Raw genomic sequence first — 23,153 nt, forward strand, 5'->3', positions numbered from 1 at the left:
AAAAAGTAAAAAAATGAATCAAAAGATTATACAAATAACAGCAGGAAGAGGCCCGGCAGAATGTTGCTGGGTCGTAGCCCAGGTGCTTAAGTATTTTTTGGATGACATACGACATACAGGAATAACCTATAGTATCATACAGAGAGTAAAAGGTATAGAAAATGGCACATTGCAATCTGCAACAATAAAGCTGCAAGGCAATGAAGTAAACTCTTTGGTAAGCTCGTGGTTGGGTACTGCACAATGGATAGGCACCTCAACTTTTCGCAAATATCATAAACGAAAAAATTGGTTTGTAGGTATCTACGAATTAGATCTTAAGCCGATAGAAAAAATAGCAGAAAAAGATATTGCATTTCAAACCATGCGAAGTTCGGGGCCGGGAGGTCAGAATGTGAATAAGGTAAATTCTGCAGTTAGAGCAACACACAAGCTTACAGGTATAAGTGTAGTGGTAATGGATAGTCGTTCACAACATCAAAATAGAAAAATTGCTGTCGAACGATTAAAAACCAAAGTAGTTGAAGTGCAATTAGAACAATTAAAAAAATCGATATCAGACGAATGGGAAAATCACCTGAATGTTCAACGTGGTAATCCGATTAGAGTATTTAAAGGAACTGATTTCAAAAAGAAAAGAGAGACAAAAACCTTTAAAAACAAACGAAATCAATTAAAGAATTAGAAAATGAGTGATTTACTAGACAAATATTTATTTCAGGCATTAGACGCCTATCCTTATAACTTAGAGGAAGCCGTAGAGTCTTTGAACTATGCATTGTCTTATGATGAAAAAAATCCAATTGCATTAAGTCTTTTGGGTCAGATATATGCAGAAAATTTGAAGAATTATGAGGTTGCAAAAGAGTATTATCAGCAGGCTTTAGCAGAGGACATGTATGCATTGGATGTATATCCTAAGTATATCAATGTATTACTTTGGAATGAAGATTATGAAGAAGTCGAAAAACTAATCGACTTTGCTCTTACCGTAAAAGGAACAGATAAAGCAATGCTACATCTAAGAAAAGGGATCCTTTTTGAGCAAAAAAAGGACTATAAAAAAGCATTAAAATGTCTGAAGTTGGCAAAAGAGAATGCCTACAATAATCATTTCATCAATGACATAAAAGAAGAGGAAGAACGAATTAAAAATAAAATGCCAAAGAAGAAAAAATCTAAGGATAAGTCTTCTTCTAAAAAGTCAAAGAAGAAATCATAAAATTTGTCATTCCAGCCTTCGCTGGAATGGCAAATTAAAAATGAAAAAAATGAAAACAACAAATACAATTATAATCATAGACCTAGAAGCTACCTGCTGGAATGGAGCTATTCCTGCAAGTCAGGTCAATGAAATCATAGAAATAGGAATCTGCCTTTTGGATACTCAAACGGGAAGCATTTCTAAAAATAAAGGAATACTAATTAAACCCGAACAATCAGAAGTAAGTCCTTTTTGCACAGAACTCACTACAATTACTCAAGAGCTATTGGACAAAGAAGGAATTTCTTTTGAAGCTGCCTGCAAAATGCTAAAAACTCAATACAATGGTCATGAATACACCTGGGCAAGTTACGGGCAGTATGATCTAAATATGATGAAGAAGCAATGTGCCAACAGAGGGATGGAGTACCCTTTATCACAAAATCATATTAATGTGAAAAAACTTTTTTCTGAGACCAAAGGATTAAGAAGAAAGGTTGGGATGAAAGGTGCATTAGGAATTTTAGAAATCCCTCTGGAAGGAACTCATCACAGAGGAGTTGATGATGCCAAAAACATTGCTAAAATCTTACATTGGTGTATTCGATAATATAATAATTTAGTTAATTTTGAAACCAATTCATTTCACAAATAAGAATGACAAAATTACGGCCTATTATGTTTGTAGGAACAGGATCAGATGTTGGGAAGAGCATTCTTGTTACCGGTATTTGTAGACTCCTGAAACAAAAAGGATATGCTCCCGCTCCATTTAAGGCGCAAAACATGTCACTTAATAGTTTTGTAACTCCAGATGGGTTAGAAATAGGGAGAGCGCAAGCTGTACAGGCCGAAGCATGCAAAATTGATTGTGCTACAGATATGAACCCCATCTTATTAAAACCTTCTGGAGCAAATAAGTCTCAAATCGTTTTGCACGGTAAACCTATTGGTGATCAAACTATTAAAGAGTATTTCTTAGGAAATAATAAACAACAACTTTTTGAAGAAGCCAAAACCGCGTTTCTTCGACTTCAGGAAAAATATAATCCTATTGTTTTAGAGGGAGCAGGAAGCATTAGCGAACTTAATCTAAAACATCGGGATATTGTAAACATGCGTATGGCACAAGCAGCCAACGCAGATGTATACCTTATTGCCGATATTGATAAAGGCGGAGTTTTTGCAAGTGTATATGGTTCAATAGCACTCCTCGAGCCTTGGGAAAAGAAACTGGTTAAAGGAGTTATTATCAACAAATTTAGAGGAGATATTTCTTTATTTGAAGATGGAAAAAAGATATTGGAAAAACTAACCGGAATTCCTGTTTTAGGAGTTGTACCCTATGCCAGTGACATCTATATTGAAGAAGAAGACTCTGTAGCATTACAGAAAAAAGAGAAAACCATAGTGAATGGGCTAGTGAATATCGTAGTGGTCCTATTACCATACATTTCTAACTATACCGATTTTAATGTATTAGAAAAGGATTCTAGAACACATCTCTTTTATTCTAATGATCCCAAAAGCATATCTGAAGCTGATATTATTATACTTCCCGGTAGTAAAAACACTATTCAGGATCTTATATTTCTTAGAGAAAAAGGCATTGCTAAAGTGATATTAGACGCTCATAAATCGCAAAAAACCATTATTGGTATTTGTGGTGGATATCAGATGCTGGGAAAAGTGGTTGAAGATCCTCTGGGAGTCGAAAGCGATATTAAAATGCTTCCCGGTTTAGGTATTTTACCAATAACCACGCAGTTAACTTCAGAGAAGACTACTACGCAATGCAGCTTTACTTTTAAGGAATATCCAGAAACCATTTCGGGGTATGAAATCCATATGGGAGAAACTACGGTTGAAAATCATCAACCCTTAAATTATATCGATGGTCAACCAGAAGGATATATCCAGAAGAATTGTTGGGGAACCTATATTCATGGAATTTTGGATCACTCTACCGTAATTGAAGATTTGTTGCAAAATTTTACCAATACAAAAACATCTTTTGATTATAAAGCCTATAAAGAAGAGAATTATGATAAGTTAGCTGCTTTATTAGAAAAAAGCATTGATATAGATTCTATTATTTCTGAAATGCATACCATATTATGATATACGGACACGGTGATGACGGCTATCGCTACGCAATACCATTTAAAGCAAATTTTAGTTCTAATATTTGGCATGAAGGGACTTCAGAGCAGTTACTTTCATATCTTAGAGAGCAGCTACCTCTTATTGCTAATTACCCAACTCCTAGTGCAGATGTGTTAACACAACAAGTAGCAAATCATCATGGATTAAATTCATCACAAATAGTAATAACTAACGGAGCTACAGAAGCTTTTTATAATATAACCCCTCTTTTTTCTGGTAAAACAGCAGCCATAGGCATTCCTACATTTTCTGAGTATGAAGATGCTTGTTTAAGGAGTAATATAAAAATCAAGCACTTTGATCGTTCTAAGGTAATGAGCACTTCTTTTCAGGAAGATCTCGTATTTCTCTGTAACCCTAACAATCCTGATGGTTTTAGAAATACGGTTTTAGAAATAGAGAAATTAGTAACCGATTTTCCTGATACAACATTTGTTGTCGATGAAGCCTATATTGAGTTTACTCATAAGATCAAATCTTGTGTCGAGCTTCTCGAGAAGTGTACCAATCTCATTATTGTAAAATCATTAACTAAATTATTTTCGATACCAGGATTGAGGTTAGGATACATATTGTGTAGTACGGCAATAGGAGAAAAACTACAGCATTCTAAAATACCCTGGAGTGTTAATACCATGGCAATCGAAGCAGGAAAATATATATTTAAAAACTATAAGGTCTTATACCCGGACATGGCAACTCTTCTAGGGTATAGCATTCAGTTACAACAACAAATTGATAGATTAGATGGATTTACTGTTACCCCATCAAATACTAATTATTTTATAGTAAAACTAGAAACACCAAGTGCTCCTCTTCTCAAAGATTATTTAGCACATACCCATCAATTATTGATCAGAGATGCATCGAATTTCAGAGGTTTGGACGGTCATTACATTCGTGTTGCCAGTCAGAACCCCGAGAAAAATGAATTATTAATTCACGCTTTACAGCAATGGAGTACACAACAGTAGTCATCCCCTTAGTGATTGGATATATTCTCGATTTGATAGTAGGAGATCCCAGGTGGCTTCCTCATCCCATACGATTATTCGGGAATAGTATTGCTTTTGGTGAAAAAAAACTAAACACAAATCCTTTTGCTTTTATAAAGGGAATGGCACTCACTATTGGGTTACTCATAGGTACAATTGCATTCTTTTATTATACTCAAAAACTCATTTCCTCATATACAATTGCCTATTATACATTTACCTCTATATTCGTGTTCTACGCCTTAGCAAATAAAAGTTTAATAGATGAAGGCAAAGCTGTTTTTACGGCCTTACAAAAGGGAATAGAACAAGGTAGAAAACGACTGTCATGGATTGTGGGTAGAGAAACAGATCAATTAAATCCACAACAAATAAAATCAGCAGTATTCGAAACATTATCAGAGAATCTTAGTGATGGAGTTATTGCTCCTCTTTTCTACTATGCATTATTTGGGGTGGCCGGTGCTATGGGATATAAAATGATTAATACTCTTGATTCTATGATTGGTTATAAAAATGAGAGGTATATAAATTTTGGAAAATTTGCTGCAAAACTAGACGATGTAGCTAACTATATCCCGGCTAGAATTACGGCATTTCTAATGTTACTGGTAACTGGTAAGCTTCATAAAATCCCTTTTGTAGCAAAATATGGTAAACAACATTCCAGTCCTAATGCCGGATATCCCGAAGCTGCCCTGGCCGCAATTCTGGATTGTAAATTTGGCGGACCTAATTATTATCACGGAAAACTAGTTGAAAAACCTTTTATAGGAACGAATGATCGAATCCTGAAAGATCAGGAAATAAAAACGGTAGCAAGGATCAATCAAAAAGTAACCTTTACATTTGTCCTTTTAATTTGTATGGTTTACTATTTTTTATAATGGCCAAAAGATATATCATTACCGGAGCACCGGGAACCGGAAAAACAAGTTTAATCCAGGCTTTACAAGCTAATGGATATCAGTGCTTTTCTGAAATTTCGAGAAAAATAATACTTGAACAACAACAGATAAAAAGTAATAAAACTCCATGGGGAGATCTTCCTTTCTTTGCAAATTTAGTCTATCAAGAAACGATTAGAGAGCTACAGATTCCTGTTGAAAAAAATACATTTGTAGATCGAGGATTGCCTGATATTATAGCCTATTTAAAAGCCAAATCTCATCCTATTCCAGAATATTTATTGGGCTTCCCATTCAAAACACATTATACATCTACCATATTTTTAATGTCTCCCTGGGAAGAAATCTATATCAACGATCCCCAACGCCCTCAATCTTATCAGGAAGCATTACATATTCATCAATGTCTTGTACAAGTCTATCAAAGCTTTAACTTTAAAATAGAGGTAATCCCAAAAACAACTTTAACAAAACGTGTGGATTTTATCCAATCATTTATTTAGAACTCGTTTGGACTTTATAAATTAAAGTGAAAATTAGCAATTTTGTATTTGAAAGAAGGCTTTTTTGAGTTGCATAGCAGAGCTATGGAAGGAAGAAAAGGCAAAAAACAGATGCAAAAGAGCAATTTTTTAGCTAATTGAAAAAGTTTAAACGAGTTCTTAAACAAAAAAAGTATCTTCGCTGCTGATTTACGGTTCTTTTGGAAACAAAAGATGAAAAGGGAATTTGGTGAAAATCCAAAACTGTTCCCGCAACTGTAATACATATATAAAATTATAATCCATATACCACTGTAGTTATAACTATGGGAAGGTGATTATAATTGTGTAAAGTCAGGAGACCTGCCATAAATCAAAATGTAATATTAACTCTCGGGTAAAGGGTTGGTCTTGAATAGCTTTATGAATGTACATAAAGCATTCTTGTTTTTGACTTCCTTTCCTGTTTTTAATTTCTTTTAATTATGGGGAAAAATTTAAGTAAAGTAAACACCACCTTTCAGTTTTGTGATGGAGGGTCTTGCAAAAAAGCAAAAGGTGAAATCGCTATACGTGAAGCCAGAGCATATCTTCGTAACAAAGGGCTTTGGGATGCTACTCATACTATTAAAACAAAATGTAATGGTCGATGTGAAGATGCACCAACCTGGATCGTACAACCTGGTAATTTTTGGTATAAAAACCTGACTCCTGATAAAGCTGTTTCAATTCTGAAATCTCACTTAGAAGAAGATCAACCTGTAGAAGAATACTTATTATATAAAGAAGGATGGTCGGTCTTATTAACCGAGAATGAAAAAACCATTGCTCCTGTTACTTTTAAAGATAAAACAGACACAGCATTAGGAGAAGCCTTAGTAGCCCGATCTTTTGCTTCTGATCAACACCTTTATCCATTATTTAAGTACTTATTTCAAGAACCTAAATCTATTGCTGTGCAACAATACGACACAGCTGCAATTGAAATAAAATCGCCTCACCTGGTAGATTACACCGATGATTATGAAGTCAAAGTTACCGGAGAAGAGCTTCAGTTACAATTAACTATTGCCGGAATCCCAAAAGATATTTCTGATGAGATAGCCGATCGTAAAGTAAGTGTTGCAGAGGTGATCTGGCTTAAAAAATCTACTATCTTTACCAAGGCAATACGCTTGAAAAATAAAAAAGGAAAACACCTGGTAACATTTTGGATAAAAGAAGAGGATACAGTGACCTGGGAGCATATTCTTACTATTTACCTAGGGATGTCACCAAACCATATTAGAATCAGTGAAGAAGTCTAAACATATAAGTATATTAGGTTGCGGATGGTTAGGATTACCATTGGCAATAGATCGAATTGCCAACGGAGATACGGTAAAAGGGTCTACCACTACAGAAAGTAAAATCGAGAAGCTAAAAGCAGAAGGTATTATACCTCACCTTTTTACACTTGGAAAATCTTCAGAAAAAGAATATATAGATTTTCTATCAGGAAGCGAAATTGTCATTATCAATTTCCCTCCTAAACGAATCTCTAATATTATAGAAATATACCAAGACCAAATAAAAAGTATACTTCCCTTTATTTCTGAAACTCAAAAAATAATCTTTATCAGCTCTACTTCGGTATATCAAAATACTAATGGAGAGGTAACTGAAACATTGAATATTGCACCAGAAAAAGAATCAGGAAAAGCAGTTGCCGCTGTAGAGCGACTATTGCAAAAACAATTTGAAAATAGAGTAACCATTATCCGGCTATCTGGTCTTATTGGTGATGATCGATTACCAGGCCGATTTCTTGCTAATAAAAAAGAAGTGCAAAATGGAGATGTTCCTATTAATGTAATCCATAGAGAAGATTGTATTGGGTTAATTAATGCGGTTATCGAAAAAGAGGCTTGGGGAGAAATTATAAATGGTTGCGCAGATCAGCATCCGATACGAAAAGAATACTATACACTTGCTGCACAAAAAATAGGGCTTACCCCTCCTACTTTTATCAAACAAGAAAAGCAAGCATATAAGATTATCTCTAATGCCAAAAGTAAAACACTTTTAGGCTATTCTTATATCCATCCTGATCCTTTAAAATTAATATAAAACAAGCATTATTAAATAATAGCTAAAAATTTAAACGTTTAAAAATGAATGTTGTAGCCATAGTAGGTGCTGGTCCGGGAGATCCAGAATTATTAACTGTAAAAGCATCTCGCCTTATCAAAGAAGCAGATGTGATTCTTCATGATAACCTCGTTTCAGATACTATTTTAGCGATCAATACTATTGGAGAAAAAGTATATGTGGGACGCAAATTTGGAGATACTTCTGATCAAATAGAACGGCAACAAAAAATCAATGAATTACTCTATACTCATTATCAGAAAGGTAAAAAAGTAGTTCGTCTTAAATCTGGTGATCCTTATGTCTACGGAAGAGCAGCTGAGGAAGCACGATATCTAACAGAAAAAAATGTTCCTTTTGAGGTGATTCCGGGTATTTCTGCAGCACTGGCAGCCGCAAATATTTTTAATATTCCAATTACCGAAAGAAATAAATCCAATGCCATGCTGATATGCACGGCACATACAGCTGATTATTCTTTTGAGCAACTCACCGGGATTGCGCATATGCTCAAAGCTGGAAATACCATCTCAATATATATGGGGCTTAAAAGTTTGCATAGAATTATTCCTAAGCTTTTAGAGGTCTGCGAGGATGATACTATCCCCGTTAATGCAGCTTCTAATGTATCGAGGTCCAATCAGCAAATTATAACAGGTACGCTAGGTAGTATACAAGAACAGATCAAAAACAGTACATTGCAAATGCCTGTGGTGTTACTTATTGGAGCTAATCCAATTCGGTAAATTAATGCTTGGTATTCCTCTACAGACTGGAATCCATTTTTAACTATAATCGACAATTCAATTTATAAATAAAGACAATGAAAGAAGGAATATTACTTTGTGGACATGGAAGCCGTAGAGAAGCTGCTATTACTTCTTTTAAACGGCTAGTAAGTATCCTAAAAGAACGTTATGAGAGTGACTATGAAGTAGATTATGGGTTTTTAGAGTTTAATCATCCCACTTACGAAGCTGCTGTAGAGCGCATGTACCTTAATGGAATCCGAAAAATATATGCACTCCCGGTTATTTTATTTGCCGGGTCTCATGCAAAAAATGATATCCCTTATGAATTGAACACCATTCAAAGTTATCATAAGGATCTAACTATTGCCATGGGAAAGCATATCGGTGTCAATTCCTTTTTGCTGGATCTTGCAGTAAAGCGAATCGAAGAGACAGAGGCTACCTTATCTAAACTAGATCGAAAAGAAACCTGCCTGGTGGTTGTGGGTAGAGGGACAACTGACCCCGATGCCAATAGTGATGTATGTAAGCTAACCAGTATGCTCTGGGAAGGAATGGGATTCGGATTTGCTACCACTGCATACAGCGGAACAGCCTATCCCAAAGTTGATGAATCGTTACAAATGATTGAAAAATTAGGATTTAAACGAACTATCGTTATTCCTTTTTTCTTTTTTACAGGAGTATTACTAGAACGTATTTATGGTCATGTCACCGATATGAATACATCTTCTACCCTAGAATATATCTATACAGATCCTTTTGGTACCGATGAATTATTAATGAAAGCATTTGACGAACGCTTAGAAGAAGCCAAAAGCGGTACTGCTCATATGAACTGCCAACTTTGTAAATATAGAAAGCAAGTAGTAGGATTTGAGCAAGATTATGGTAAAGAACAAGTAGGGCACCACCTCAACGTAAAAGGTATCCTTTTTGAAGAAGATGAGAAACCAGGTGAAGTAAAAAACTCATTAGGTAGCAAAATCAAGAAAGTATTGGGAATCTAGATCTTTGAAATCCATTCCTATAAATTCTATTGAAAATAACACTCCAAACTTAGCATACGTACAATACAAGCCTTACAGAATAATATTAATTCGCTTTTACTAAGCCATCCTACGTACTCTGGTATTGTTTTGAGATGACTCCATTCGCTTTTGTCTCTTCTTAAAGCGCTACTATCTCATTAGAGACTAATTATCACCACTCTAAATAAAAATATTCTTCCCTTCTACATCTATCATTATATGTAATTATAATGCTATGCATATTATAAAAATATTTGTAAAATATAACTTGTTAGTTAAGGCTAACTTTTTTAGTTTTATATAACTAATAAATTATATATTTACACATGGACTACGTTATTGAACTATTAGAAATGAAGAAACGGCAGTTAAACCGTGAAGTCATGAATCAAAATCTTCTGCAGAAAGATATTAGAAAAGGAATTTCAGAATTATCAAAAATCACAGAAATAACCAAAGCAATAAAGGTTTTAAAAACAAAAAGATACAAATACAAAAATTAAACCATGAAGATCACACAACAATTACCAGACCTACCGTATGATAAAAAATCACTTGAACCCATAATTACAGAAGAAACTTTTGATTACCATTATGGAAAACATCATGCAGCATATGTAAACAATTTAAATACATTGATAAAAGATACTCCATTAGTAGATGTCACGGTACAAGAAATAATCCAATACGGGTTTCAACATAATGATACTCTGCTTTTCAATAACGCTGCACAACACTGGAATCATAGCTTCTTCTGGCATTGTTTATCTCCAGATGAAGGGAAAAAACCACACGGGGAGATCAAAAAACTTATCGAAAGAGATTTTGAAACATTCGAAAAATTTAAAGAACAATTTTCTACCAGTGCCATTAAATTATTTGGTGCAGGCTGGACCTGGCTTGTACAAAACCAGGAAGGAAAATTAGAAATTCTATCCTTGAAAGATGCTCAAACACCTATAATTGAAAATAAAACTCCTATCCTAACACTTGATGTCTGGGAACATGCATATTATATAGATTATCGTAATGCACGCCCAAAATTTGTAGAGAGTTTTTGGGAGATTGTAAACTGGAGTTTTGCTAATCAAAATCTAAAATAAGATGAGCGAATTATGCACTAATCAAATTGAAAATTATTGGAAAGCCAAAATAACAACTTCTAACATTCTGTTTAATAAAGGTAAACTCGACGAAGCATTATTAGGATATAAAAACGCTCTATACAGAGCTGAAATATTAAATATAAATCAGTCAGATTGTATTCGGGATAATATTCCATTTATACAGATATATATCATTTCTTGTAATAACATTGCTAATACCTATAAAGAATTGAAACAGTATGAAGAGGCTGAAAACACACTTAAAAGAGTCGTTTACTACCTTTTACACTTGTCTGGTAATGACGATTTAAACATAAATGAAATTAAAACAGAACTAAAAAGAGCTACCATTGCCTATATAAATTTTGTGAAGGAAAATGGAGGAGACAGAAAACAACAGGAACTATTATTTACCGTATTAAAAGAACAGTTAATAGAAAGTAATTAATACTACCAAAAACGTGAGTTTGATATAATATCTGGATTCAATTACTATTTGTTAAAATCAATAGTTATTATATCAAACTCACCTAAGTAAAATAGCAGTTTAGCAATACTTAAAAACGGCTATTTTTGTTATGCTATTATCTATTAAAATCGATAACCAATACGCAAGTGTAAATTTATAGCGGTCTCGCCTTTATCTTTTGAGAATCCGGCATTTTTAGAAAAATAATGAATGTACCCGACTCCAACTCCAGCTTCATAATTAAAATGCTTTCCTATATTTCTTCTAATTCCCCAGGTTGGAATTATAGATAGATCGGTTACTATTTTGGTATCTTCATCATTATCCAAAACAATTAGCAGATCAGAATGATGCAAACTAGTTTTTAAAGAAAAGAAATTACCGCTATTCCCATCTATGCGTTTTGATTTACTTTCGCGTTTAGCTAAATTATAATACCAGCGAGGTTCTAGAGTAACTACAGTAGTTAATAAAAAACCTGTGTCTGGATAAAAATCACTCTTCCCATTTCGGGCATCAAAACCTAACTCACTTCTCAGTGCTATTTGATTTGATAGTTTTAACTCATTGTATATCCAGAATCCTGCAAATCCGGTTTGTATTCCAAATGTTGATTGCTCTACACTAGCATTTTGAGATTTCGCAAATAGAGTAAACGCACAAAAGCCCAAAGTGAATATGATTTTTTTCATTGTATTATAAGTTTATAAATTCAATAACAAATCAATGAATTTATAAGCGCTTTGATTGACCGATAGATGCAGTGGTGCTCTTTTTCAAAAAAAAGACACTAATCTTATAAAAATTGCTTTTTATAAACCGAAGGAGAGAGTCCTGTTTCTTTTTTAAAAATCCTATTAAAACTAGTTCTTGACTTAAAACCACACTCACATGCAATCCCAAATAGACTATAATTGTCATACAAATCTGACTGTATTTTTTCTTTTACTACGTTAATTCGATACGTATTAATTAAATCATAGAAAGTAGTATTCATGTATTGATTTAACAACATAGAGAGTTTTTTATCTGTCGTAGAAATTTGATTCGCTAATTTCCCTAAAGTTAAATCTTCATCCAAATAGGGACGATTTGTTACTAAAACGAATTCTAATTTGCTTTTTAATATTTCAAATTCTTCTTTCTTAAAACTCGGTAAAGTATTTTTTGACTTATTGGTAGTGAATTGATTTTCTTCTAATATATAATCTGGCAATAACACCTTAGATTGATTCACCCCATAATATCCCAAAAATGAAATTAGAACAACCATTGTTATTACAGAAACAAAATCCACATTCCAATCAAAATCACCATAAAATGATTCATAAATTTTGAGTATTACATCAATACTAATAATACACAGTGCCCCCTGTAGCATAATCCTTATCCAATTAAAATCATATCGAGTTAAGTTTGAATAGTTAGATTTTATCAATCTCCTATACTTTGATAATAATCGCAGTGAAATAATAAGGTATAATATCAAATATAAATCTCCAATTCTTATAAAAAAATATATAAAATCTGATAGTATATATGACAATCCATCTATACTAAACATCCCGTATAACAATGTTGGAACTGCAATAAAGACAGTATATAATACCGCCGGAATAAAATGTGGAAGCGAATTCTTTATCAGACTTTCTTCTTTTAAGAATAACGATTTTATATACAAAAGTAATAATGGGCCTACCACCAAAACAGTCACATCATTGGGAATAAAACAGATTCGAAACAACCAAAGAATATCATGTAGCAAAGCATAAAAACATAGGATAACACATACCAGAAAGGCAAAAAATACAATTAGTATTTTTTGCGACAATTGTTTCTTCTTTGACTTTATCAATAGCAATAACAGTATTGCTATAACAATAACACCTCCAACTAAAACAAAATCTACAAGAAGTTTCATTACTTATTTTTAACAGTACAGGTTTTTTAATTAAGACTATTAAAAACAAAATAATGTTGCAGTTTTTATCTACTAAGGCCTTGCATAGGTCTTGTCTATACCTTATCAAGGTGCTCCCTATGATAAACAAGGTGATTGATTGGATCAAAATACTAGCTCGAGCTGTCGAAGTGCTACTTCTAAACAGCTCACAAGTTACTTCGAAGGGCTCCCAAAGTAGTTAGAAGGATTAAAAAGGTAGTTCGAACTACCTTTTTTGGGGTCGTTACCTCTAAAAACATCGCAAAAAACCTTTAAATGACCACTTTTACTCCTTATTATACGGCTTCAAAGCGTTAATCTATCACTTCGAAGAATTAAAGGATCAGCTCGAAGAATTAATGTAATACTTCGAACTACCTTTGGCTGGGTTTGACCCCATATCGATATGGGGCACCCCCTTCTTGACAAGAGGGTGTTATAAGTGTATTCACTCGTTGTTTTTATCTATGCTTTCAGAAGGTTTATTTTGTTCTAGACAACCAGTTTTTTATGATTCCCTTTTCTTTTCTAGCGCTATAGTATTTTATTTGTTTTCCTTGAATCATTTCTCCAAATGCTATATCATTTTTTGGGTATCTGCTTTTGTATCCTTCTAATTGATCAGATATCATTTCAACCATAGGACGATTTACTAACCCTGCATTGATTGCTTTCTGAACATTAAAATAATACGCCCCTACAGGTCTTGACCTCCATAAAGGCATTATTTTATAAGGAAGAATCCCATTTTTTATAAGAAAATCCCCATCAATCCAATGCAATTTTTTAGGCATATCTGTAGCATGAATGAGACTGGATACATAATCTTTAAAAGGAGTTGGATTAGAAGCGACATTGAATGCACCATATATCTTTGATTCTGAACAATGAACGATAAAGTTTGCCAAACTTTTTACATCTGTAACCTGCATGTGATGATTACGAACATTTGGCAATAGTATTTCTCCTCCTCTATAAAATCTAATCGGCCAGAAAGGCTCTGCATTTGGATCACCTGGGCGAGTAACTCTAAAACTTTTCATCCCATGAGATCTATATATCGTAAAATTATCCATCCGTTCTCTAATGGCTTCTTCAGCGAATGTTTTTCTTATGGCATATCTAAAATCTTCGCCTATTGTTTTTGGGAATTTTGGCAGAGGGTTTAAGGGTTCTGATTCTTCAATAAACTTTTTGTCCCATTTGTCATAAACAGATATAGTAGATATGTAGTGATAATGGCCAAATTGCCCTTTAAACTCTTCAAGGAAATCTGAAACAGCTTTTGGAGACTTTTGCCACGTATCTACAACAACATCCCAATAGGTTTCTTTATGTTTTTTATCAATATTTTTAAGTCCTTCCTTATTTTCTTTTTCCCGGTCACAAATGATAACGGGTAAATATTTAAAAAGTTCGGGATTGGTTTTTCCTCTGTTTAATAATGTTACTTCATAGCCTGATGCCAAGAATGTTTCGACAATAGTAGGGCCCAAAAATCCTCTACCTCCAAGGATAAGTACTTTTTTATTGATATCACCAAACATTTTAAATCCCGAAGCAGCTATTGGGTTTAAAAAAGTAATGGTTGAAGCGATCCCCAAAGTTTTAATAAAATCTCTTTTATCCATGTAATTCATCTTATGTTAGAATACAAATATGGGGGCAAGTAAGAGAATAGCAGAACTTCTTAATTAATCAGTACTTATTTCTTTTTTGAATTGTCCTGGAGTTTTTCCTGTATGTTTTTTAAAATGATGAAAGAAAGCCGATTTAGAGTTAAACCCGCACTCATAGCCTATACCTTCTAAAGTTAAATTTAATTCATCCCCCTCTTTTATTCTGTCTATAGCATACGCTACTCTTTTGGTATTGACTAAATCATAAAAAGTAGTATTCATTTCAGAATTTATGATTTCAGAAAGATGATGCTTAGGAATATTTACAGATTCTGACAAAACAGCTAATGAAAAATCGGGATGTAAATATGCTTTATTTTCCTCGAAAAAACGATTAATAGAATCTATAAACATAATTATCTCATCGTTTTTAAGCGGACTATGTTTATATTTCTTTTTATCAGTTCTAGCATCAAAAGGTACTTCAGGGCGGTATACCATTCCATATTTCAACCCATAAAACCCGATCACAGTTACGAGAATAACATACCGTAAAACATCCCAAACTTCAAAATACGCTACTCCCACCAAAAGTTCTATTGCTAATCTTATAAGACTAATTCCTATGCTTATAAGGAATAAAATTGCAATAATTCTAACCCAGGAGAGCTCAAGCATACTACTATCAGCTTTATGGGTTTTAAAAAACTTATCTGTTTTATAATAGGAATATAGTATGTACAATGGATAAAAAGTTAGAGAAATCAATTTTGCAATTAGAATTATTATTTCCCATAATAATTCTGATTCCTGCCTAATAAAAAAACTGAAAAAGGTAAAAATTACAAATGGCAAAAAATGTAAAAGATTGGCTTTAGTAATATATTGATTAAATAAGGATTTGGTATAAAACAGAAAAAAGGGACCGTGCAAAAAGCTAATTGTTGCTATTAATATCCCGGTTATACCGGTTAGGTATGAGCTTTTACCTATCCCTAATAATAAATGGATAGAAAACACTAAAAACCAAGTCAATAAAATTAGATCAGATGATTTTCTTTTCTTTTTCAATACAATGAGTATCGCAAATAAAATACTTTGAATAGATCCAATTCCTAAAATCACGACTAATACATTAGACATTTTTATTATAGATTTTGGTCTAAGTTACTAGGTATTATTAAAAATTAGAGAAAGATAATATGATTTCATCTTTAATTTCAAGAAATTTTTAACTCTAATAACTTAGTACAACATTCCTTTATATCTATTTTCAGAATTATAATAGGTTTTTACACATTCTCATCAAGTTTTACTTTTTCTTGTTTGGGCCATATACATCGCATACCATATCCGAAAAAATCCCAAAGTAAGCTGATCTATCTAGTTCTTTCACAGATAAAACTCCTGAACGTTGTGAAATAACGAATTTTACTTTTTCCATGGTACAGCGTGGTTCAATGACAAATTTGATCCAACCACTTACTTCAAAATCTTTTTGCGAGCCAACGGTGAGTTTCTGGGTGTAGGTGGTGTTCCGTTTTACAAAGTTTACCTGCCTGTCACTAAAAGGATCATAACTTTCTAACGCCTTTGGGAATTCTACAATAGAGTCTTTCATAGCAAGATTCTTAGTTTCACTTAATGAAAGAGCGAAACGACCCATAAAATTACCGTTGGAATGCGGAGATACAAAAAAGGACTTATCATATAGATCAATCGAAACAATGAGGCTGTACTCATCCTTATCTATGGTATCGATTTTTAACGCTAACGAATAAGGATCATCCATTTTGCTAACAGTTGCTGTTTTGAGCGGATCAATTTGGAAAGTCTCTTTCTCTATATTTCCTTCCTGATTGTTTTTAGTACAACCTGCACTTAATAGTACTATAAATACAATTATAAATTTGTTCATTTTTTGATTATTTTAATTTGTTCTTTATGATGATGATAAGGATATGCATACCTATGATTTTTCTTATATTATTTTTATTTTTAGTAAAGCTAAATCGAACTACGATTAAAAGTGTCAAAAAAGTGTCAAAGAAGTGTCAACTACTGTAAAATCTCATAAGATTGTATGTTATTTGTAATGTATGGAGAACAAAAAGATATATGTATTAGGAATTTTATTGGGGATTATTTTTCTCATTATGGGGTTCTCTAACATAAAAGAGCAAACAGATGAGTTTTCAGAACTAGTGAAAATTGCATTACGCGATGTTGGAAATCAATTATTGTTAACCAATCAAGATAGTACTTCTTTGGTTTTACCTATAATGGCATTAGAAAAATCAAAGTATCAACTTTCTTTTGAAAATTCACTTTCATTTGATCCCAGTGATTTGGTTTCTATTATAAAAAAAAGTTTTCAAAAAGCTGGATTGCCAGAGCAATATCGTGTTGAAGTATTGCAATGTTTTGATAAAGAAGTTCCATATAGCTTCCTAATAAGGGATGATATTGCTAGAGATATTATTCCTTGTGGCGGAAGGTTTTTACCAAAAGGTTGTTATACTATCGAAGTACGATTTACCTACCCCCAGTCCAGTGACTTCAGTAAACAGACGTTAATCTATGGGTTACTTTTTATTGTGTTTATACTTCTTTTGTTGGTTTTATATAGAAGAAAGAAACTTCATGTTAACAATAAAAATGACGCAAGCTATATATCCATAGGTAGCTTTCAGTTTTATCCTGAGCAACATAAATTGATTAAACAAACTGTTGAAGTTAGTCTTTCAAAAAAAGAATGTGAACTGCTAGAGATTTTTGTAGCACATCCTAATCAAATTGTTAAGCGAGATGAATTGATTAAAAAAGTATGGGAAGACAATGGCGTAATCGTAGGGAGAAGTCTGGACACATATATTTCTAAACTGCGTAAAAAGTTAAAAGACGACGAGGCAATTAAACTAATAAACATTCATGGTATAGGGTATAAGTTAGAGATAAAACCATAAGTATCATTATTTCACTTTTTAAACGTAAGTTGGATGCAATAAAACATTCGAACTGATCTAGTTTTCTTACATCCAACTTACGTTTTATAAAATCTATTTCCTGAATTGTTTACAACTGGCTTTTATACTGGTAGTTTTAATCCGATAATGTTTTGATAAAAAAACCTTGTACTTGTACCAGATCAATAACATCCACTTCTGATAAATTAGTTGTAGCCTCAATTCTAAGTACATTGTCTATATCTTCGAGATCAATTGACCATTTAATAATATCTGAATGATTGTTAAGCACTGGTTTTAATGATTTAACTTTTTTCTTTGATTTAATATCTGTTCGAAATATTAGTAATTCCATATTGAAATTTAGTGTTATTCTGATTCTGGTTTCGAAGTGTCCTCTTCCACTTGATTTGATTGTCGTTCGATATATTGTTTGTAATATTCATCACCTTCTTCTTTCCAAAACTTATCATAGTATTTCCATTTTGAAAAATCAGTTTTCGAATCTTTTTTACAAGCGTCATTTGAATCTTTTGATGATTTTTTACTACTACCACTACCACAACCTCCAAGAAATATTTTTAGTAATATAAATACTCCGACAGCCTGCCAATAGGTAAGAGTAGTCAGTCCAAAAATCTCGGGCATAAGCCAATTCCATAACCACATAATGACGAAGCCGAATAAAATGGCTAATCCTGTTATTGCAATTGCACCAAAAATGATTATTCCTACAATCTCTATTGGTGACTTTTTTCTGAATTTATGAGTGAAAAAATTTGTCATGATATATTTTTATTTTTATTAATCTCTACTTCTATTTTTTTATATAATATTCCTATTGCTCTATGCCTTCTAGACATTAGTGTTCCTATAGAAATTCCTGTTTTAGTCGAAATTTCTCTATATGAATACCCTTCAAAATCTACAGCTATGATAATATCTTTGTAGGCTGGTTTTAGCTGTTCTATGCACTTTTTTAACACTACTATCATTTGATCCGAAGTGTAATTGTCGGTTGATTGGTGCAATACCTCAGCTAATTCTAATAAATCTTTATCAATGTCAATCGAATTTGTCTTTTTTGTGGTTCGCATCACATCAATAATTTTATTTTTTATCGATCTGTAAACGAAACCAGCTACATTATTTATTGGAGCATATCGATCTGCTCCCGAAAATAATTTTAAAGCAACATCCTGGATGATATCTTCAGCATCCCGATTGGCTGTGTCACTTATTTTGGTTTTCACATACCTCTTGAGAGATTCATATTCTCTTCCAAAAAAATCGGTAAGCTTTTTACTGTTTTCTGATTCCAAATTCATTAAAACCTTTTATGAAGGGTCTTCAATTAGAAAGACGATACTTTTTTAATCTATTGCATTTTTTGTGTTTTTTTTCAAAAAAAGGACAACACCATTTATGGTGGATTGATTCTTTTTACTGCCTAACATATAGAAACTATGCAGTAAAAAAGAGTTTGAACTTAAAAGTAGGAACAAATGTTTTAGGTACTTAATTTAGCAATTACAAACTGAATAGAAAACCCTCGTGGATTTTCCTAAGTAAGATTGTACTAATAATAATCAGTTTTAAACAGCCTTATGTTTTGTTCCTCAATTTATTTAATACATCTTATTGAAAAAGCATAAGTTGGATGTTGTGATGCCTTTCTGATTTTATCTTTACCTTTTTCTAAAATATATGTCCAAATAAAATGTTTATCTTCTTTAGAATTTGACCAAAATAATGTGTTTTCATTAAAATTATTTGGATGTTCCTCATTATTTCCTATTCCGGAAGGTCTTATAGAAAATCTACTACTGTTTGAATTTATTTCTCCTTTCCAAAACTGTTTATCTTTATAATTGCCCGCTACATTATCTTTTGAAAAATTAAATAGTTTTTCCCAATCCTTGTTGTTTGGTAGTCTCCAACCTTGAGGGCATACCTTACAAGCAGTTTCGAAATCATATAACAACCCATACAATTGAACATTAGTTGAATCTCCATCAGGGAAAAAATATTCTATATTGTTTTCATTTATATCTCGTCTAACTTTGAGATTTTCAGTCATCCAAAAAGTTTCCCCATACTTCATTATTGAATATCGATTTCCATCAATATCAATTAATTTTGCTGTTTCACTTTTGCAACTAATAATTATGTAGAAAAGAAAAAATCCAAAAAATAATTTATTCATATGTTAGTTTTTCTAATGAAACACAACAGTTTTAACAGTCACTTGTTTTAGTGGTATCTATTTTTTGTTGGCAAATGTTTTATATTTTTATCCGAGCCATAAAACTTATTGAAAATTACGCTTGCAGTTAGGTCTCCAGTCACATTAACTGCTGTTCTAAACATTCCTAAAATTCTATCTATACCAATAATAATAATTAGTCCATCTATTGGAATTCCTGCGCTCTGTAGCACAGATGCAAGAATGATAACACCTCCTCCTGGAATAGCAGGCGTTCCGATGGACGCGGCTACAACTGTAGTGGTTATTAATATTAAGTTTATCACCGACAGCTCAATGCCATAAGCTTGTGCCATAAATAAAGTGGTTACACATTGAAATAGAGCAGTACCATCCATATTTATCGTTGCCCCAACAGGAATAACAAAGTCACTAATATTAGAGGATACCCCTAATTTTTCATCTGCTGTTTTCATAGATACCGGCATAACAGCTGCAGAACTAGCGGTAGAAAATGCTAATAGCTGAGGTTCACGGATCAAGTTTAAAAATTTCAAAGGATTCTTACGTGTGAAAGCGAATACCATTATTAAATAGAATATCATTAAGAGGATCAAGCCCAGAATAACGACTATCATATAGTAACCTAAACCAAGAAATATTTCAATGCCAATTTTAGATAACAAGGCTGCTATTAAACCAAATACAGCATATGGCACAAGCATCATCGCCCATGAAATTACAATCATGCAAATCTTCTGAATCGCTTCGACAAAACGAATGATAGGCCTTGCTGTGTCATGATTGAGCTGGGTAATCGCAACACCAATTATTATGGTAAATATTACTACTCCAAGCATTTCTCCCATTAAGATAGACTCCAGTGGATTATTTGGGATGAGCTTAGAAATAGTATCTGGAATGTTTTCGATCAGGTTCGTCTGTTCATTGGCTTCAATTAGTTTTTCTCCGCTGTTTGGAAATCCCCCCAGCTTGAAAACATATTGGCCGGGTTTCATGATGAATGTGACGATCAAGCCAATAGTGATAGCGATGACTGTAGTGAAAACAAAATACAATAACAGCTTTATCCCAAAGGCTTTAAGATTCTCAGATGTGTTCCCTACAATTCCCGAAATAATAGAAGCAAATATTAGGGGGATCATAATCATTTGAACTAACCTCATAAATATTTGACCTGGTAAGTCGAGCCAATTGGCTAATAATAAGCTAAAATTCTCTGGAACAAACCCAGTAGACGGGTTGATTACGATGCCAACCCCAGCACCTAAAATCAAACCAATAATTACCTTAAGCCATAAACGGCCTTTTATAAGGCGGTCCAAATAAACTGATAAATTATTAAGAGGTCTGATTTCTAGCATGGTGTGATTTATGAAATGTTTGCCAACGGCAGTTTGTGACGTAGTAGCGCAAAATGTTACCAAGCTATCAACGACTCTGTATTGATTTTATATCTTTTTCTTTCTAAAATCTAACACTACAACAAATATACGAGAACCTTCGATTAATCATGCTACTACTATGACATCTATACAATAGTTATTTTATAGCTTTAATCAGATTTTCTTTCGCTAATTTTAAAATTTCATGTAATTCCTTTAGAGATATTTCTGCTGCATTATTAAAATCCACTAGAACATGGTCATATTTTTTAGGATATTTTTCTTGTATAGCATCCCTAACAAATTTTACCGCAGGCCTTAAATGACGATATTCTCCATCAATAATAATAGATGATTCATAGAGTGCACAGAATAAGCTATAGGTGTTATTAGATTCACATACTCTAGTATCGTTTTTATTCCAACCTTCTGTAGACCCAAGTAGTTTAATCGTGTTTTCTATAATTTTCACTTCAATTTCACTAGGCTTAAACCAGTTCCCTTGTAATTGTGCATCTTGAAAGTTAAATTCTTTAATGACCATAGGGAGTATTTTTGTTCCGTCTTCAAAATTTCCCGCATAATAACCATCTGTATATTGAATAAGAGTTGCTATTCGTTTAGGCTTATTGGGCCAAGAAATCTCTACGAATCTTTGAACTGTATCGTTTTTGATAACTGTGAATTCCATTGGAGGTTTTCCATACGGAGCGAGAATGATGCTAGTTAAAGCCCTACCGTCCTTGATTATGTTATACCTACCTTGATGCACTTTTCCGTTCTCATCTGTGTAGGTTCCAAACCAAAGCTGTTCTTTCTGTGCAAAAATAGTACTAGAGAAGAAAAACAGAAATAGTAAAAAAAGGAGGTTTGAATAAAATGACGATTTGTTTTTTTTGATTGATGCTTGCATGACGTTTATATTTAACTGGTTAAATATAAGAGTACAATTACATCAAAACGTTACAGTTCAACAAGATAAGTCGATTTAGGCAAGATAATGTGGATACACCCAAGCAAATGTCATTTTCGCAATACGCTCATCATGATGTTTTGTGCTGCTCATATTTTGTGTTTATAATTTTGTTTAGTGCATTACCCTTGATTAAAAACTTATTCTTGTCATTGTTGTAAAAATTAGTAGCAATGTTAATATTCCAACAGCAGTTGTAAATATTCCGATTTTTTTTGATTTTGTCCATCCCGATAATGAAATCATAACCGTTAGAGAAAAGAGTCCAATCATAAAAGTCAGTAATCCAATTATTCTAGGAATTAAAAAGTCTTTTGTCACCACATCCTTTAAATATCCTCCTGGTGTAGTCATCATTGAGATTTGTATCATTGCAAATACAGTGACGAGAAAACAACCAGCAGATAACGTTGCAGACTTTAAAATTTTATTAGTTAGTTTATCTTTCTTGTCAGAAACTAATAGATTAGCAACTACGGTAATAGAAAAACCACTCAATAAAGAGCTTATCAGAATAGTTTGGTTAGCTAAAGTATTCCAATATTCTAATGTTATTTGCATATTCAGTTTGATATTTTTGTTTACTATTATTAGTAACTGTTTTGTCTAAAAGCACTTGCTTTTAAATAGCAATATACCTATTTAAACACAAAAAGCAGTTCGAGTTTGTACTCGAACCGCTTTTGCTTTTATATCTTGTTTTGCGTTCGCTTTTTTCTTCAACCCGATTATGCATTAAAACTTCGTTATGAGACTTGAAAGTACTATGAAATATGGCATTTTTTTTAGTTTTAGCAT

At 32.9% G+C, this 23,153-nt stretch carries 27 protein-coding genes and 1 riboswitch; of the genes, 15 read left to right on the plus strand and 12 right to left on the minus strand.

The features are described 5' to 3' along the window. The first annotated feature begins 13 nt into the window (after positions 1–13). The 14 genes from prfH (at position 14) to AAFU52_RS04690 (ending at position 11,222) form a co-directional block, all read left to right on the plus strand. Positions 14–685, plus strand: a complete 672-nt coding sequence (gene prfH / locus AAFU52_RS04625) for a peptide chain release factor H (protein WP_438425688.1) — start codon at positions 14–16, stop codon at positions 683–685. Positions 686–688: 3 nt separating this feature from the next. After that, positions 689–1,222: a hypothetical protein gene (locus AAFU52_RS04630; RefSeq protein ID WP_438425689.1), complete on the plus strand. Its 534-nt coding sequence runs from the start codon at positions 689–691 to the stop codon at positions 1,220–1,222. A gap of 49 nt (positions 1,223–1,271) precedes the next feature. Continuing rightward, positions 1,272–1,814, plus strand: coding sequence for a 3'-5' exonuclease (locus tag AAFU52_RS04635; protein WP_024771426.1), 543 nt, complete (start codon positions 1,272–1,274; stop codon positions 1,812–1,814). Between the two features lie 47 nt (positions 1,815–1,861). After that, a complete protein-coding gene (locus AAFU52_RS04640) occupies positions 1,862–3,325 on the plus strand; it encodes a cobyric acid synthase (protein ID WP_438425690.1) in 1,464 nt (487 codons plus the stop codon). Continuing rightward, positions 3,322–4,344, plus strand: coding sequence for a pyridoxal phosphate-dependent aminotransferase (locus AAFU52_RS04645; RefSeq protein WP_438425691.1), 1,023 nt, complete (start codon positions 3,322–3,324; stop codon positions 4,342–4,344). The genes AAFU52_RS04640 and AAFU52_RS04645 overlap by 4 nt, the downstream gene beginning before the upstream one ends. After that, on the plus strand, positions 4,326–5,252 hold the full coding sequence (cbiB, locus tag AAFU52_RS04650; RefSeq protein ID WP_438425692.1) for an adenosylcobinamide-phosphate synthase CbiB: 927 nt from the start codon (positions 4,326–4,328) through the stop codon (positions 5,250–5,252). The genes AAFU52_RS04645 and cbiB overlap by 19 nt, the downstream gene beginning before the upstream one ends. Further along, entirely contained in the window at positions 5,252–5,776 is a 525-nt protein-coding gene (locus AAFU52_RS04655) for an AAA family ATPase (protein WP_438425693.1), read from the plus strand. Before cbiB ends, AAFU52_RS04655 begins: the two co-directional genes overlap by 1 nt. Before the next feature lie 175 nt (positions 5,777–5,951). Next, positions 5,952–6,140, plus strand: a riboswitch (cobalamin riboswitch). Between the two features lie 100 nt (positions 6,141–6,240). Beyond that, the gene (locus tag AAFU52_RS04660; RefSeq protein ID WP_438425694.1) at positions 6,241–7,062 is read left to right on the plus strand and encodes a (2Fe-2S) ferredoxin domain-containing protein; all 822 of its coding nucleotides are present in this window, start codon (positions 6,241–6,243) and stop codon (positions 7,060–7,062) included. Then, positions 7,049–7,864, plus strand: a complete 816-nt coding sequence (locus AAFU52_RS04665) for an SDR family oxidoreductase (RefSeq protein ID WP_438425695.1) — start codon at positions 7,049–7,051, stop codon at positions 7,862–7,864. The genes AAFU52_RS04660 and AAFU52_RS04665 overlap by 14 nt, the downstream gene beginning before the upstream one ends. 44 nt (positions 7,865–7,908) lie before the next feature. Continuing rightward, entirely contained in the window at positions 7,909–8,631 is a 723-nt protein-coding gene (gene cobA / locus AAFU52_RS04670) for a uroporphyrinogen-III C-methyltransferase (protein WP_438425696.1), read from the plus strand. A 77-nt stretch (positions 8,632–8,708) separates the two neighbouring features. Continuing rightward, positions 8,709–9,647 (plus strand): sirohydrochlorin chelatase, encoded by a 939-nt coding sequence (locus AAFU52_RS04675; protein ID WP_438425697.1) that lies wholly within the window; start codon positions 8,709–8,711, stop codon positions 9,645–9,647. Positions 9,648–9,994: 347 nt separating this feature from the next. After that, on the plus strand, positions 9,995–10,171 hold the full coding sequence (locus AAFU52_RS04680; RefSeq protein ID WP_438425698.1) for a hypothetical protein: 177 nt from the start codon (positions 9,995–9,997) through the stop codon (positions 10,169–10,171). Between the two features lie 3 nt (positions 10,172–10,174). After that, positions 10,175–10,771: a superoxide dismutase gene (locus AAFU52_RS04685; protein WP_438425699.1), complete on the plus strand. Its 597-nt coding sequence runs from the start codon at positions 10,175–10,177 to the stop codon at positions 10,769–10,771. Between the two features lies 1 nt (position 10,772). Continuing rightward, the gene (locus AAFU52_RS04690; protein WP_438425700.1) at positions 10,773–11,222 is read left to right on the plus strand and encodes a tetratricopeptide repeat protein; all 450 of its coding nucleotides are present in this window, start codon (positions 10,773–10,775) and stop codon (positions 11,220–11,222) included. Positions 11,223–11,365: 143 nt separating this feature from the next. Here AAFU52_RS04690 and AAFU52_RS04695 read toward each other — a convergent pair whose 3' ends face one another. From AAFU52_RS04695 to AAFU52_RS04715, 5 genes are all read right to left on the minus strand, one after another. Beyond that, a complete protein-coding gene (locus AAFU52_RS04695; RefSeq protein ID WP_438425701.1) occupies positions 11,366–11,935 on the minus strand; it encodes a hypothetical protein in 570 nt (189 codons plus the stop codon). Positions 11,936–12,039: 104 nt separating this feature from the next. Beyond that, positions 12,040–13,164 (minus strand): helix-turn-helix domain-containing protein, encoded by a 1,125-nt coding sequence (locus tag AAFU52_RS04700; RefSeq protein ID WP_438425702.1) that lies wholly within the window; start codon positions 13,162–13,164, stop codon positions 12,040–12,042. Between the two features lie 503 nt (positions 13,165–13,667). After that, positions 13,668–14,816 (minus strand): NAD-dependent epimerase/dehydratase family protein, encoded by a 1,149-nt coding sequence (locus AAFU52_RS04705; RefSeq protein ID WP_438425703.1) that lies wholly within the window; start codon positions 14,814–14,816, stop codon positions 13,668–13,670. Positions 14,817–14,879: 63 nt separating this feature from the next. After that, positions 14,880–15,947: a helix-turn-helix domain-containing protein gene (locus tag AAFU52_RS04710; protein ID WP_438425704.1), complete on the minus strand. Its 1,068-nt coding sequence runs from the start codon at positions 15,945–15,947 to the stop codon at positions 14,880–14,882. A 169-nt stretch (positions 15,948–16,116) separates the two neighbouring features. Further along, positions 16,117–16,722, minus strand: coding sequence for a hypothetical protein (locus AAFU52_RS04715; protein WP_438425705.1), 606 nt, complete (start codon positions 16,720–16,722; stop codon positions 16,117–16,119). A gap of 181 nt (positions 16,723–16,903) precedes the next feature. Between AAFU52_RS04715 and AAFU52_RS04720 the strand changes: the two genes are divergently transcribed. Further along, positions 16,904–17,770: a winged helix-turn-helix domain-containing protein gene (locus AAFU52_RS04720; RefSeq protein WP_438425706.1), complete on the plus strand. Its 867-nt coding sequence runs from the start codon at positions 16,904–16,906 to the stop codon at positions 17,768–17,770. A 136-nt stretch (positions 17,771–17,906) separates the two neighbouring features. Here the strand turns inward: AAFU52_RS04720 and AAFU52_RS04725 are convergent, their stop codons facing one another. The 7 genes from AAFU52_RS04725 to AAFU52_RS04755 all read right to left on the minus strand — a co-directional run bounded on the left by AAFU52_RS04725 (position 17,907) and on the right by AAFU52_RS04755 (position 22,916). Next, on the minus strand, positions 17,907–18,125 hold the full coding sequence (locus tag AAFU52_RS04725) for a hypothetical protein (RefSeq protein ID WP_438425707.1): 219 nt from the start codon (positions 18,123–18,125) through the stop codon (positions 17,907–17,909). A 14-nt stretch (positions 18,126–18,139) separates the two neighbouring features. Beyond that, positions 18,140–18,556: a hypothetical protein gene (locus AAFU52_RS04730; RefSeq protein WP_438425708.1), complete on the minus strand. Its 417-nt coding sequence runs from the start codon at positions 18,554–18,556 to the stop codon at positions 18,140–18,142. Next, a complete protein-coding gene (locus tag AAFU52_RS04735; RefSeq protein ID WP_438425709.1) occupies positions 18,553–19,098 on the minus strand; it encodes an RNA polymerase sigma factor in 546 nt (181 codons plus the stop codon). The genes AAFU52_RS04730 and AAFU52_RS04735 overlap by 4 nt, the downstream gene beginning before the upstream one ends. Before the next feature lie 296 nt (positions 19,099–19,394). Next, the gene (locus AAFU52_RS04740; protein WP_438425710.1) at positions 19,395–19,976 is read right to left on the minus strand and encodes a fibrobacter succinogenes major paralogous domain-containing protein; all 582 of its coding nucleotides are present in this window, start codon (positions 19,974–19,976) and stop codon (positions 19,395–19,397) included. 47 nt (positions 19,977–20,023) lie between these two features. Next, complete coding sequence (locus AAFU52_RS04745; RefSeq protein WP_024771447.1) at positions 20,024–21,361, minus strand: dicarboxylate/amino acid:cation symporter; 1,338 nt, start codon at positions 21,359–21,361, stop codon at positions 20,024–20,026. Between the two features lie 178 nt (positions 21,362–21,539). Beyond that, the gene (locus tag AAFU52_RS04750) at positions 21,540–22,295 is read right to left on the minus strand and encodes a hypothetical protein (protein WP_024771448.1); all 756 of its coding nucleotides are present in this window, start codon (positions 22,293–22,295) and stop codon (positions 21,540–21,542) included. Positions 22,296–22,487: 192 nt separating this feature from the next. Further along, the gene (locus tag AAFU52_RS04755; protein WP_024771449.1) at positions 22,488–22,916 is read right to left on the minus strand and encodes a hypothetical protein; all 429 of its coding nucleotides are present in this window, start codon (positions 22,914–22,916) and stop codon (positions 22,488–22,490) included. Positions 22,917–23,153 lie beyond the last annotated feature (237 nt).

The sequence above is a fragment of the Aquimarina macrocephali genome, from assembly GCF_051627225.1.
Classification (GTDB): domain Bacteria; phylum Bacteroidota; class Bacteroidia; order Flavobacteriales; family Flavobacteriaceae; genus Aquimarina; species Aquimarina macrocephali.